Here is a 13,165-nt window from a genome sequence, read left to right on the forward strand (position 1 = left end):
TACGTATCTTTTGAATACTTTGGAAATTCCTCGGAACACTCTTCGCTGTTGTCCTATGCAACAAGCCTCTCTGGATAAGCAGGACATGACTATTGCGCCGCCTGCGGGCGAGCCGCGTGTTGACGCCTGCCCCTATGCAAAATCCGTTTCTTTCCTGATTGTTTCCGGCCCGACGGTGCTGCGCCAGGTACTGCCCGCCTTGGCGCTTGCTGCGCCGTTGTCTGTCCATCTGGCGGCAGACGGAGAGTCCGCCTGGAATTTCGTGCTGCATGAGCGGGTAGATCTCGCCATCATCGACGCCGGTCTGCCTGAAAACGACGGTTTTTCGCTGCTGACCCGCTTGCGGCGTCGTTCCGATATGCCGGTGTTGATGCTGATTGAAAGCGAAGGCGATACCGAGCGGCTGATGGGCTTGCGCTGCGGCGCCAGCGATTACGTCCGCAAGCCGGTGGATTTCGATATTCTCTGGACGCGCCTGCATGGTTGTCTGCGGCGCCAGGTGAGCCAGGCCGATGCGGCCAGCCGGTATCTGCAAGTGGGCGACCTGAGTCTGGATTCGGCATCCTCGGAAGTGCGGGTGGGCGGCAATCAGGTTTATCTGACAGCGGCGGAAACGAGCATCCTGACCGCCCTGATGCGACGTCCGGGCGCCATGATCAGCCGTGAGCATCTGACGGAAACCGCTTTGGGGCGTTCCATCGAGCCGCTGGATCGCAGCCTGGATACGCATATCAGCAACCTGCGCCGCAAACTCAGCTTGCGTGCCGGCCAGGAAGGCAGGCCGCAGATCCGCAGTTATCGCAACCGTGGGTATGCGTTGATGATGCCGGCGGATGATATGCCGAGCTGAGCGTCTCAGCGATACGCGATACCCTTGGTCTTGCAGAAACTGGCCTCCGGAAACCGATATTGATCGGAATCCGGGGGCTTTTTCCATGCTGCGGCACGTGTGAGTGCGTGCATGCCTGCTGAATTAGCACCTGCTGGCGTAAGCCAGTGAAACAGATTTCAAAGCCGATTTCTCATTCTGGATCAATCAATGCTTTGACAGTCATTGACTAGGCAAATAATATTTTCACCCATGGAAGACCAAGGCAAAACACAGGAATTCATCCAGGCCTATGACCTGATGGATAGCGTGGGCTGGTTGATGCGCTCCTCGCTGGCGGCAATGCGTCAGGAAATCGAGCGGCGCATGGAGCCTTTCGGCCTGACCAACGCGCAGTGGCACCCGATCCTCAAGCTCTATACCGGGCAGGCGGATACGGTGGCAGAGCTGGCGCGCGGCTGTATGCAGGATGCCGGTGGCATGACACGCATGCTCGATAGGCTGGAAGCCAAGGGCTTGTGCCGGCGCCGGCGCTGCCAGTCGGATCGGCGCGTGGTGCGTATCGAATTGACCGAACAGGGCCGCGAGGTGGCCAGCCGGATTCCGCTGGTGCTGCGGGATGTGCATGAGTTGGGGCTCCAGGATTTTTCTGAAACCGAAGTCGCGCAGCTCAAGGCCTATCTGCGTCGCATGCAGCAGACATTGCTGGATAGGTCGGGGCAGGCGTGAGAGGCTGTCTTGATGCTTTGGGCCTGATCGGGCGGCGCCAGTTGCTGGCAGGGCTAGTGGCCGCCAGGTTCCGGCAAGGCCGGGCGTAAGCACGCGCCGGCCGGCAGGCTGGTTGTTTTCACCCCGGCAAACGCCGGGTTTTTTCATTGTTCAGCGAAAATTTGCCATGAGTGACGACAATCACACGCAAAAGAGTGACGTAAAAAGCAGTAGCAAGCAGAAGCTGGATCCCGCGGCGACCAGGCATCGCCGCAAGGTGCTGCTGAGCGTGACCTTCGTGGTGGTGCTGGCGGCGCTCGCCTTTGGTGCCTACGAATGGTTGCTGGGTGGCCGCTACGAGACCACGGACAATGCGTATGTCCAGGGCAATGTGATTCAGATTACGCCCAGGGTGGAAGGAACGGTCGAGGCCATCTATGCGGACGACATGGATTTCGTGAAGGCCGGGCAGGTGCTGGTGCGCCTGGATCCCGCCGACGCCCATATCCGGCTTGAGCAGGCCGAAGCCCAGCTGGCGCAGGCCGTGCGTCAGGCACGGACTTTGTATGCCGATAACGAAACCCTGAATGCGCAGATCGCCTTGCGCCAGGCCGAAGTCGTCAAGGCGCGCAGTGATCTGGCACGCGCCGAGGACGACCGCAAGCGCCGCACGACGCTGGCCAGCAATGGCGCGGTGTCGCACGAGGAACTGCGGCATGCCGAGGCGGCATCGGCTGCGGCCCGTAGCACCCTGGCAGCGGCTGAAGCAGCGGTGGCAGCAGCCCGTGAACAGTTGTCCAGCAACCAGGCGCTGACCGATGGCACGGATGTAATCCATCACCCGGCGGTACAGGCCGCGGCTGCGGCAGTGCGCGAGGCGTATCTGGCCAATGAGCGCATGGCGGTGCTGGCACCGACCGACGGCTATGTGGCGCGGCGTACCGTGCAGCTCGGGCAGCGCGTGTCGGCGGGCTCGAACCTGATGACGGTGGTGCCCCTGCGTGAGGTATGGGTGGAAGCCAACTTCAAGGAAAACCAGCTGCGTGACCTGCGACTGGGCCAGGAAGCCACGCTGACGGCGGATCTCTATGGCACGAAAGTCCGCTATAGCGGCAAAATCACCGGGCTGGGTGTCGGCACGGGTGCGGCCTTTGCCTTGTTGCCAGCCCAGAATGCGACGGGCAACTGGATCAAGGTGGTGCAACGCGTGCCGGTGCGCATTGAATTGACGGGCGAGGAACTGCTTGAGCATCCCCTGCGCGTGGGCCTGTCCATGGATGTGAAGGTCAAGGTCAGCGACAAGGACGGCGGCATGCTGGCCAGCGCGCCGCGCACCGAGCCGTTTGCGCAAACCGGGGTGTATCGTCAGCAGGAAGAAGGCGCTGAAGCCAATGTGGCGCGCATCGTCGCCGCCAACCTGGGCGCGCCGCAGGCCGTCGTCAAGCTTGGCATGGCAGCGTCGGCCGCGGGCGTGAACTGATCATGACGGCCGCGATGCAGCCTTTGCCCCCGCTGGAGGGGCGGGCGCGGACCATGGGCACGCTGGCGCTATCGGCCGCCGTGTTCATGAACGTGCTGGATACTTCGATCGCCAACGTCTCTTTGCCAGCCATTGCTGGCGACCTGGGTGTCAGCGCGACGCAGGGCACCTGGGTCATCACCAGCTTTGCCGTGGCCAATGCCATTTCCGTACCGTTGACGGGCTGGCTGTCGCAGCGCTTCGGGCAGGTGCGCCTGTTTGTACTCAGCGTGGCTTTGTTCGTACTGTCGTCCTGGCTCTGCGGCCTGGCGCCGAATATGCCATTGCTGATTGCCTTCCGGGTGCTGCAGGGCTTTGTGGCCGGCCCCATGATTCCCCTGTCGCAGGCGCTGCTGTTGTCGAGCTATCCCAAGGCGCTGGCGGGGCTGGCCATGGCGGCATGGTCGATGACAACGCTGGTGGCGCCGGTGACCGGGCCTTTGCTGGGCGGTTGGATCACGGACAACATGAGCTGGCCGTGGATCTTCTATATCAACGTGCCTGTGGGCATCCTGGCGGTATTCGTGACCTGGCGCATTTTCCGCGATCGCGAAACCGTGCGGCGCAACTTGCCCATCGACAGCATCGGGTTGGCCCTCTTGGTTTTGTGGGTGGGCGCCATGCAGATCATGCTGGATATCGGCAAGGAGCATGACTGGTTCCAGTCTCCGATGGTGGTGGCCTGCGCGGTGGTGGCGGTGGTGGGGTTTGTATTCTTCCTGGCCTGGGAGTTGACGGAGCGCCACCCGGTCGTGGACCTGGCATTGTTCCGGATACGCAGCTTCTGGACGGGAACGCTGGCGATTTCCATCGGCTATGGCCTGTTTTTCGGCAATGTCGTGTTGCTGCCGCTATGGTTGCAGCAGTACATGGGCTATACCGCGACGCAATCGGGCATGGCCATGGCGCCGGTGGGGCTGTTGGCCCTGGTATGTTCGCCATACGTCGGTAAAAGCATTGCCCGGGTGGATCCGCGCAAGTATGCGACCTTCTCCTTCCTGGTCTTCGCACTGGTGTTGTTCATGCGGGCGCGCTTCAATACCCAGGTGGATTTCGGCACCATCATGATCCCCACGCTGATCCAGGGGATAGGCCTGGCCTTCTTTTTCATTCCCTTGATGACGCTGACGCTATCGAGCATTGCGCCCGAGCGCATGCCGGCGGCATCGGGTCTGTCCAATTTCGTGCGGATCACGGCCGGCGCCGTGGGAACGTCGGTCTCCACGACCTTCTGGGAGCGGCGCGCGAGCCTGCACCATGCGCAACTGGCCGAACATATGCTGCCGGGTTCGGACGCCTTGCAGCACGCGCTGGAAACCTATCAGGCTGCTGGCATGTCGGCGCAGCAGGCGCTGGCGCAGGTGGAAAAGCTGCTGAACCAGCAGGCATTCATGTTGGCGGCCGATGACATTTTCTATGTGTCGGCCATCATCTTCATGATGCTGATCCCGCTGGTCTGGATTGCCAAGCGCCCGAATCGGGCGGCCGCCGGCGGGGAGGCCGCCGGCGCTCACTGAGTGCCGACCTGGGGGCAGGCGAGACTTACTTCCGGCCTGGCGGCTGTCGGGCCGGAAGTGAAAATGCCTCTGCTGCAACCAAGCAGCAGAGGCATTTTTTTGCGCCCTCGCCCGGCAGGGCGGGCGAGGGCACGGGTTTGGCTAACCGGCGCTCAGGCGGCGGCGAGTTCGGCGGCGGAAGTGGGCAATTGCTCCAGGCTGGCAACGGTCTGCAACGCAGCGCGGGCGGCTTCCGCACCTTTCTGTGAAAAGTGGCGGAAGAAATAGTCCTGGTGCTGGTCATGCTCATGGAAATGGTGCGGCGTGAGCACGACGGAGAACACGGGCACATCATTATCCAGCTGGACGCGCATCAGGCCGTCGATGACGGCCGAGGCGACGAAATCATGGCGGTAAATGCCGCCGTCCACCACGAAGCCCGTTGCGATGATGCCGTCATAACGTCCGCTGCGTGCCAGCCGCTGGGCATGCAGCGGGATCTCGAAAGCGCCAGGGACGGTGTAGGTATCGACGCTATCGGCAGCATAACCATGCGCGGCCAGCTCATCGAGAAAGCCCTGGCGGGCCTGGCCGACGATGTCCGCATGCCAGCCTGCCTGAATGATGGCATAGCGCGGCGTGTGGCGGGGAAGAGGGGTATTGCGGGACAGAGACTGATTCATGGTATTCCCATTGAAAACTGAGTTCCAGAATCAGGGCAGAGGACACGAGAAAGCACAGCCTTCGGCCGTAGGCCGAGGAAGATGATTTCGCGCGCTTTCTTTCATCCGGACTATGACCGTCGGCTCCGGCATTGAACCGGATCTGCTGACCCCGGCAGACAGGCTGCCGGGCGCTCGCGGGCTCGCGTGTCTTGCGACACGCCTACCGCCGGTGGGGAATTTCACCCCGCCCTGAAAACGCTCGCCCGGCGTGAAAGTCGAAGTGATCACTGACCGGGACATCGCCAGTATAGCGCTGTCTCTTATGAGATGGCGTTGGAACCATATGGCTGTTTCCGGCAGTCCGGAGGCCGCACCCACAGCGGGCAGGCGGCCAGCCTGGCGGGTATTTAAAGTTCGTAGGGGCCACCGCGCTCACGGGCGCGCTGATAGGCAGGCCGGGCATGGATGCGCGCCAGCCAGTCGAGCAGGCGCGGGTGCTGTTCCGGTGTGAGCCAATCGCGCGCGGCAGCGGCTTCCAGCGGGAAGCTGAGCTGAATGTCTGCGGCGCTGAAAGCATCCCCGGCAAACCAGTCGCGCTGTGCCAGCTCGCTTTCCATGAACGCCAGCTGGCGCTCCAGATTGGGGTGGACAAAGGCTTCTTCGACGCTGTCGGCAATGCGTTCTGCGATGGGGCGCGCAAAGAAGGGCATATCCGCCTTGCGCACGCGGCGGAAAATGAACTCCACCAGCAAGGGCGGCATCATCGAGCCCTCAGCGAAATGCAGCCAGTAGGTCCAGCGCAGCGCTTCCGGCGTACCGGGGTCCGGCCGCAGCCCGTGATCGCCGCCATGGCGATCGGTCAGGTATTCAATAATGGCGCCGGATTCGGCGATGACGGCATCGCCGTCGGTCAGAACAGGGGCTTTGCCTAGCGGATGGATCGCCAGCAGTGCCGCCGGGGCCAGATGGGTGTCGGGGTCGCGGGCGTAATGCTGAATCTGGTATTCCAGTTCCAATTCTTCCAGCAGCCAGATAATGCGCTGCGAGCGCGAGTGTTCCAGGTGATGCAGGGTAATCATGGGAGAGTCACTATGAGTCATAGGGGCGGGGCAGTCGGGAAAGGTCAGGGACGTTCGGGGCCGAAGATGAATTGCCAGAGCTGTTCGGCGGCCGCACGTTCACTGGCCATCTGGTCAGCGGGCAGCCTGGCCTTTTCGTCGCCCCGCATGCGCAGATTATGCTGCACGCGGCGCATGACGCGGTAGGCATCGCCTGCTTGCCGCGCCAGCTCTGGCGGTAGCAGGCCCAGTTCCCCGGCGATGCGCAGCAGCGCGATATTGCCCAGGTTATCCAGCAGCGCCGGATGCTCGCAGGCATGGCGCAGAACCAGATACTGCGTGATGAATTCGATATCCACCATGCCGCCACGGTCGTGTTTGATATCGAACAGCGGCGTGGGATTGGGATGGCCGTCGCTGATGCGCTGGCGCATGGCGCGGACTTCCGCGGCCAGTACCTGAGGGTCGCGCGGGCGCAGCAGGATTTCCCGGCGCAGGGCTTCGAAACGCTCCCCCAGGCTGGTATCGCCGGCGGCAAAGCGTGCCCGGGTCAGCGCCTGGTGTTCCCACAGCCAGGCGTGGTCGCGCTGGTAGCGGGCGAAGGCATCATAAGAGACGGCCAGCAAGCCGGCGTCGCCATCCGGGCGCAGGCGCAGGTCCACATCGTAGAGCCGGCCGGATGAGGTCATGGTGGTCAGCCAGGAGGTCATGCGCCGTCCCAGGCGGGCGTATTGTTCGGCGGCATTGTCGTCCGGGTCTTCATAGATGAAGACCAGGTCAAGATCCGATGTGTAGCCCAGTTCCTTGCCGCCCAGCTTGCCATAGGCGATGACGGCAAAGCGGGGCTGCTGCAGCGGGCTGCCGCGCTTGACCATCGGCCAGATGCGATGAATGGTTTCATTCAGCAGCGCATCGGCCAGGCTGGAGAGCTGGTCTGCCAGGGCCTCGACACTGAGCGTCCCTTCGAGATCCTGGGTCAGCAGCTGGAAGCTGGCCTGGCGCTGGGTGTCCCGCATCAGGTTCATCTGCCGTTCGATATCGGGCGTACCGTCTGGCAGCAGGCAGGCGTCGAGTTCACTGTGCAGTTGCTGCGCCAGTTGCTGGACATCCAGGGGTTCGGCCAGGGTTTGCCAGTCAATCAGACCGTCGAGCAGCAAGGGATGCTGGGTCAGGTACTGCGCAGCCCAGGGGCTCGCGCCGACAATACGGGCCACGCGTGTCAGAATTTCTGGGTATTCCGCCAGCAGCGCCAGATAGGCGCTGCGTTGTGAAATGTGTTCGATCAGGTCAAGCAGCCGCACGGCTGCATCATGGGGGGCGTCGGTGCGTGCCGCCGTTTCGAGGACGGCAGGCAAAAGCCGCTCCACCCGCTCGCGGCTGAGTGCCGGCAGGCTGCGCATGCGGTGGCCGCCCAGCATGGCGCGGATGCGCTGCAGCAGGCTATCGGCTTGCGTGGGGAAGTGTTGTTTTGCCAGGGCTTCCAGGGTTTCATGGACATCGGGCCCATCGTCCGGGTTGTCGCTGTCGTTCCCCGGCGTGATGGTGCGGCTGATGCCGGTCAGGTGGAACACATCCTGAAAGATGCGGGTGACATTGGCACGGTGCCGGGCCAGCGTGGCCTCGAAGTCGGCGGCTTCCATGCCCATCGCCGCAGCCAGCTGATGCAGGCGTTCCGGATCGGCGGGCAACAAATGGGTCTGTTCGTCGGCACGATATTGCAGCATATGTTCGGTGCGGCGCAAAAACCGGTAAGCCTGTGCCAGTTGCAAGCTTTCTTCGGCAGGGATGACGCCCGCATCTTGTTCCGCCTGCAGGGCGAGCAGCAGGTTGCGTTCCTGCAAGGTGGGTTGCCGCCCGCCGCGCATCAGTTGGGCGAGCTGCACCACGAATTCGATTTCCCGGATACCGCCATCGCCCAGCTTGATGTTATGGCTGGCTTCTATGCCGTTCCGGGCGTGGGCGCGGCGGTTCCAGTCATTGCCGATTCGCTCGCGCAGCGCACGCAAGGCGGCTATGGCGTCGAAATCGAAATATTTGCGATAGACGAAAGGAATGCGCAGGCTTTCCATTTGCTGCCATTGTTCTTCGAGCTGGCTGTCCGGAAAGGCGCGTGCAGGCAAGGCACGTGCTTTCAGCCAGGCATAGCGTTCCCATTCCCGGCCCTGGCGCAAGAGATAGTGCTCCAGGGCTTCCAGGCTCCAGGCCAGCGGTCCGCCATCGCCATCGGGCCGTAGCCGCAGGTCGGTGCGGAACACATAGCCATGGATATCGTTATCGGCCAGGATGGGCATCATGCGTTGCGTCAGCCGGCCGTAGAACTCGTGATGGCTCAGTTTCCTCGGTCCCTCCGTCTCGCCTTCTTCTCCATAGAGCATCACCAGGTCGATGTCGGAGGAAACATTCAGTTCACCGCCGCCGAGCTTGCCCATGCCGATGATGATCATTTCCTGGGGCGCGCCAGTGGCCGGGTCGCGTGGCGTGCCGTGCGTGCGGATCAGTTCGGCCATGATTGTGCGATAGGCCGTGGCAACGGCCAGTTCCGCCAGCGCCGTCACGCCCTGGGTGACTTCCTCCAGCGGGGCTAGGCCGCCGATATCCCGCACCATGAGCGCACAGAAAATGCGTTCGCGCAGCTGCCGCAGGACGCGTTTGGCGGTCTCCGGATCGAGCACGGTCTCGGTTGGGGCGCCCGCCAGTTCCTGGAATTGCTGCTCAATGACTTGCCGGTCAACCGGCGCCGCGGCCAGGGCCTCTACGAAGGTTTGCAGCCCGGGCTGGGCTTGCAGGCGGCGGGTCAGGTATTCCGACCAGCGCAGCGCAGACTGCAGGGCAATCGGGGTGCCGGATGATGGCTTGGCGAGTGGAGAAAGGGCGGTCATGGCGGTAGCTCGGGACAGTGGCGGCACAACGGAAAGGCTTGCATGCGTCGCGGCCGGGAACGCAAGCGGTTTCTGATGTCTAATATACCTATTGCACAGTTGCAATAACGATTGATTATCCAAAGAAGCAGTGATCGAAACCTGTTCGTGCGGTTGCATTTTTGCCGGGCGATGCGTGGTCCGGCAAGGAGCGCCGGGGCAGGCGGGCCGATGCTGCTTGGCTTTGAGCAGAATACAACAAGAGGACCCATGCGCGAGGACGGACTGCATTGCGCCGGCTGAGGAAATTCCTGCACCTGATGTTCTGGCTGCTGCTGTCGGTGTATCTGGTGGCGGCAGGGACTTTGCTGGTCGTGCGCTATGCGGTATTGCCGCAGGTGGATGAGTTCCGGCCCGCCATCGAGCGGGTCGCCTCGCGCGCCCTGGGGGCGCAGGTCGATATCGGACAGGTCAGGGCGGATTGGCTCGGGCTCAACGCCCGGCTGGAGTTGTCAGGAATACGCATCCAGGGCGATGACGGCGAGGTGCTGAGCCTGCCGGAAGTGCAGGCAGTCATGTCCTGGCGCAGCCTGGTGCAATGGGAACCCCTGTTTCTCTATCTGGAAGTGCGGGGCCTGGATCTATCCATCCGGCGCGATGCGCAGGGACAGATACATCTGGCCGGCCCGCAAGGGCAGACAGCATCCGAGGATCCTGCCGACAGCGAGCGTGTCTTGCGTTGGCTGGGCAAGCAGCGTGAATGGGTGGTGCGGGATGCCGTGGTGCGCTGGCGCGACGAGCTGCATGATCCCGATGCGCCGGTACTGCTGCTGAGCTCGGTGCAGGCGCGTTTTCTGAACCGTTTTGCACATCATGCGTTCGGCCTGTCGGCGCAGTTGCCGGCCGAGCCGGGTGCCGAAGCTGGCAGCCTGACGCTGAGAGGCGAGTTTGACCGGCGCTGGTTCGAGGCGCTGTCCAACCAGCCGAGCTGGGATGCCCGCCTGTACGCGGCCGTGACGGGCGTGGATCTGGCGCGCTGGTCCGTCTGGTTGCCGGTGCGTGCAGCAGGATTGCAGCAAGGACGGGTATCCGGCCAGGCTTGGGCCCTGCTGCAGGACGGCAGCCTGGATCATGTGGTGCTGGATATGCAGGCGCAGGACCTGTCATGGCAAGGCGAGGCGGCTGCCTTGCAGGCCGGCGCCATCCGCTTCTATGCCGATGGCGCGCCGGCGACGCTCTGGCCTGAAACGGCAGGTGCGCTGCCGGCGTGGGTGACGCCAGCCAGGGATGGGCAGCGCATGTATGTGGATGCCGCGTTGCGGGATGCCGCGCTCTGGTGGCCGGAAGAGTTTGGCGAGCAGCGCTTGCCGCTGGCGCAGGCAGACGCGGTGGTCGAGCTGCGCGGCGCGGGCAGCCAGGGCTGGTCGGCGGGCCTGCGGCGCTTGGCGCTGGCCAACGAGGATCTGGCGCTGACGCTGCAAGGACAGTGGCAGCAGCGTGCAGGCAGCGCGGCGGGCTGGGCTGACTTGCAAGGCGACATTGCCCGCTTGTCTCTGCCTGCCTTGCATCGCTACTTCCCTTTGGCCGTGGATGAGGAAACCCGGCACTGGCTGGCGGCGGCCTTGCAGTCCGGGCAACTGAATCAAGGCGTGTTGCAGCTGCGCGGCAATCTGGATGAGTTTCCGTTTGAAACGCCCGCTGACGAGCAGTCCCGCTTCGAACTGGCAGGCAGTTTCACCGGGATGAACCTGGACTATGCGCCGGCGCACGGCCAAGACAAGGGCTGGCCGGCCATAGTTGAGGCCAATGGCAGCATGCGGCTGCTGCAGAACGTGCTGAGCCTGGAACTGGATGCGGGGCGTCTGGTTACCGGGCCATTGAGTCGTGTGGCCGTGAACCGGGCGACGGCGATCCTCACGGATCTGTATCGCCAGGGCGCCCATCTGGCCATTGATGCGACGCTGGCCGGAGAGGCTCGCAATTATCTGGCGCTGCTGCAGCATTCCGATCTTGGGCAGATCCTGGGGCATACCGTGTTGCCGCAGGTGCGTGCCACCGGCAGCTGGGGCATGGGGCTCAAGCTGGAGGTTCCCCTCATGCACAGTGTGGACAGCCAGGTTCGGGGCACGTTGGCCTTGCAGGGCGGGCAGGTGGAAATCAAGCCCGAGATTCCGGTGTTCAGCGCACTGGGCGGATCGCTGGATTTCGACAATGACGGGATCGCAGCCAGGGATATCAAAGGCAGTTTCCTGGGCGGCGAGTTTCGCTTGGGCGGCAGCCTGACACGCAAGGATCTGGATGCCGCGCTGCAAATAGACGGCGCCCTTGCGGCAGAGAGTTTGACGCGTTGGCTGCCTGCGGCGGCAGCGGCGCGATTCAGCGGCGTGATTCCCTATCAGGCACGGCTGGGCATGGATGCCAGCGATCAGATGTGGTTGCAGGTGGACAGCAGCTTGCAGGGCACCCACCTGGATTTCCCCGCGCCGCTGGGCAAGGCGGCGCAGGCGCGCCGTTCGGTGGCGTTTTCCTGGCGGCCGGGGCAGGCCGCAGGCAGCGAAGTGCTGGCCGCGCGCATTGGCGGCATAGGCGAATTGCGGCTGGAACATGATCCGGCCCATCGTGAGGCCTATTTCTGGCGTGGCGCGCTGGTCGAGGGCGCATCGGCGTTGACGATGCCCGAGCGCGGCATGGGGCTGGACTTGCATATGCCTGAATTCGATTGGGCGGCCTGGGATCAGGTTATCAGCGATTTTGATGAGGGCGAGCCGGGCGGCCGGCCAGTGCTGCCGTCGCTGACGCATGTGCGCCTGGCTGCCGAGCGGGTGCATGCATTTGCGACGCAGTGGAATCAGGTCAATCTGGTCGCCGAGAGCCAGCCGCGTGGCGGCTGGCGCATCAATGTGCAGGGCAGTGAGCTGGACGGCAGCCTGGACTGGCGCGTGCGGCCGCAGTCGTCCCATCCCGTGCTGCTGGCGGAGTTCAACCGTCTGGCATGGCCGCAAGATCCAGAACATCAGACAGAAGTGACGGGCGCGGCAAACGGGCCGGACTGGACGGTGTCTTCAGCCTTCCGGTTGCCGGATCTGGATGTGACCGTGAATCAGCTGTCCTGGCGCGGCCAGGCGCTGGGCAAGTTGCAGATGCGCGGCAAGAACCGTAATGCACGCGGTGATTGGGGGTTGGATAGCCTGGTGCTGGGCCAACCCGGTGCCGTGTTGAGCGCTACCGGCAATTGGCAGGTTGAAGGCCCGGGGCGCGGGCTGGCGCTGAATCTGAATGCGGCGGTCAGCGACCTGGGCAAATGGCTGGATGTCTGGGGCCTGGAGGATACGGTGCGCGGTGGACGGGGTAAGGCGACGGCCAGCATGCGTTGGCTGGACTTCCCCTGGCGCCAGGATGGCCGCAGCCTGAGCGGTTCGGTGGCCCTGCAGTTGGAACAGGGGCGGTTTGTGCACATGCGGTCACGCAGCGCCAGGGTGCTTGAAGTCCTGTCTTTGCAATCCTTGTCGCGCGTTCTGAGCTTGGAGGCGCGTCCGGGAGAAGCCTTCAAGGACGGCTTCCCCTTCGACAGCATTACGGGTTCCGTGCTGTTGGCCGGGCCGGAAATGGATATCAAGTCGCTGGCAGTGGACGGGCCGGCAGCCGAAGTGGTGCTGCATGGCGGGACAGATCTGGTACAGCAAACCTGGAACCTGCGCGCCGTCGTGACGCCGAATCTGGATGTCAGCGGTGCATCGGTCGCCATGGGGTTTGTGATCAATCCTGTCGTCGGGGTCGGCACATTCCTGGCTCAATGGCTGCTGAAGGATCCCCTGGCGCGTGCCATGCGGCTGGAGTATGAAGTGACCGGTAGCTGGAACGATCCCAAGGTCGAGGCCTTGGAAAAGGAAAAACCTGCCACGCCCGTCAGCCGCGCGGAAGAGCTGAACTACATTCCGACCGGCAACTGATCAGCGCAGACGCAAAAAAAAGCCAGCCTGATGCTTGCACCGGGCTGGCCTTGCTTGACGCTGGCGCTGGGCCGCGTCAGCC

8 protein-coding genes and 1 riboswitch are annotated in these 13,165 nt (G+C 63.4%); of the genes, 5 read left to right on the forward strand and 3 right to left on the reverse strand.

All coding sequences use genetic code 11. The annotated features are described in order from the left end of the window. Positions 1 to 85 precede the first annotated feature (85 nt). The 4 genes from ACNA1V_RS00990 to ACNA1V_RS01005 all read left to right on the forward strand — a co-directional run bounded on the left by ACNA1V_RS00990 (position 86) and on the right by ACNA1V_RS01005 (position 4,573). Positions 86 to 850, forward strand: coding sequence for a response regulator transcription factor (locus ACNA1V_RS00990; RefSeq protein WP_415831698.1), 765 nt, complete (start codon positions 86 to 88; stop codon positions 848 to 850). 231 nt (positions 851 to 1,081) lie between these two features. Then, complete coding sequence (locus tag ACNA1V_RS00995) at positions 1,082 to 1,558, forward strand: MarR family winged helix-turn-helix transcriptional regulator (RefSeq protein ID WP_415831699.1); 477 nt, start codon at positions 1,082 to 1,084, stop codon at positions 1,556 to 1,558. A gap of 166 nt (positions 1,559 to 1,724) precedes the next feature. Further along, the gene (locus tag ACNA1V_RS01000) at positions 1,725 to 3,017 is read left to right on the forward strand and encodes an efflux RND transporter periplasmic adaptor subunit (protein ID WP_415831700.1); all 1,293 of its coding nucleotides are present in this window, start codon (positions 1,725 to 1,727) and stop codon (positions 3,015 to 3,017) included. Between the two features lie 2 nt (positions 3,018 to 3,019). Continuing rightward, positions 3,020 to 4,573, forward strand: a complete 1,554-nt coding sequence (locus ACNA1V_RS01005) for a DHA2 family efflux MFS transporter permease subunit (RefSeq protein ID WP_415831701.1) — start codon at positions 3,020 to 3,022, stop codon at positions 4,571 to 4,573. A gap of 152 nt (positions 4,574 to 4,725) precedes the next feature. Here the strand turns inward: ACNA1V_RS01005 and ACNA1V_RS01010 are convergent, their stop codons facing one another. The 3 genes from ACNA1V_RS01010 to glnE form a co-directional block, all read right to left on the reverse strand. Then, the gene (locus tag ACNA1V_RS01010) at positions 4,726 to 5,235 is read right to left on the reverse strand and encodes a 6,7-dimethyl-8-ribityllumazine synthase (RefSeq protein WP_415831702.1); all 510 of its coding nucleotides are present in this window, start codon (positions 5,233 to 5,235) and stop codon (positions 4,726 to 4,728) included. 89 nt (positions 5,236 to 5,324) lie between these two features. Further along, positions 5,325 to 5,478, reverse strand: a riboswitch (FMN riboswitch). A 146-nt stretch (positions 5,479 to 5,624) separates the two neighbouring features. Continuing rightward, complete coding sequence (locus tag ACNA1V_RS01015; RefSeq protein WP_415831703.1) at positions 5,625 to 6,296, reverse strand: glutathione S-transferase; 672 nt, start codon at positions 6,294 to 6,296, stop codon at positions 5,625 to 5,627. A 44-nt stretch (positions 6,297 to 6,340) separates the two neighbouring features. Continuing rightward, positions 6,341 to 9,154, reverse strand: coding sequence for a bifunctional [glutamate--ammonia ligase]-adenylyl-L-tyrosine phosphorylase/[glutamate--ammonia-ligase] adenylyltransferase (gene glnE, locus ACNA1V_RS01020; RefSeq protein WP_415831704.1), 2,814 nt, complete (start codon positions 9,152 to 9,154; stop codon positions 6,341 to 6,343). A gap of 269 nt (positions 9,155 to 9,423) precedes the next feature. Between glnE and ACNA1V_RS01025 the strand changes: the two genes are divergently transcribed. Beyond that, positions 9,424 to 13,083 carry a YhdP family protein gene (locus ACNA1V_RS01025; RefSeq protein ID WP_462937395.1) on the forward strand — a complete coding sequence of 1,220 codons (3,660 nt, stop codon included), beginning with the start codon at positions 9,424 to 9,426 and terminating at the stop codon, positions 13,081 to 13,083. The last annotated feature ends 82 nt before the right edge of the window (positions 13,084 to 13,165 follow it).

The organism is Kerstersia similis (genome assembly GCF_965139615.1).
GTDB lineage: Bacteria > Pseudomonadota > Gammaproteobacteria > Burkholderiales > Burkholderiaceae_B > Kerstersia > Kerstersia similis.

What these genes read in the sequence shown, in the direction of transcription:
- ACNA1V_RS01010 (WP_415831702.1), bottom strand. Translation starts at nt 5,235, where the DNA reads ATGAATCAGTCTCTGTCCCGCAATACCCCTCTTCCCCGCCACACGCCG.
- ACNA1V_RS01015 (WP_415831703.1), bottom strand. Translation starts at nt 6,296, where the DNA reads ATGATTACCCTGCATCACCTGGAACACTCGCGCTCGCAGCGCATTATC.
- ACNA1V_RS00990 (WP_415831698.1), top strand. Translation starts at nt 86, where the DNA reads ATGACTATTGCGCCGCCTGCGGGCGAGCCGCGTGTTGACGCCTGCCCC.
- ACNA1V_RS01000 (WP_415831700.1), top strand. Translation starts at nt 1,725, where the DNA reads ATGAGTGACGACAATCACACGCAAAAGAGTGACGTAAAAAGCAGTAGC.
- ACNA1V_RS00995 (WP_415831699.1), top strand. Translation starts at nt 1,082, where the DNA reads ATGGAAGACCAAGGCAAAACACAGGAATTCATCCAGGCCTATGACCTG.
- ACNA1V_RS01005 (WP_415831701.1), top strand. Translation starts at nt 3,020, where the DNA reads ATGACGGCCGCGATGCAGCCTTTGCCCCCGCTGGAGGGGCGGGCGCGG.
- glnE (WP_415831704.1), bottom strand. Translation starts at nt 9,154, where the DNA reads ATGACCGCCCTTTCTCCACTCGCCAAGCCATCATCCGGCACCCCGATT.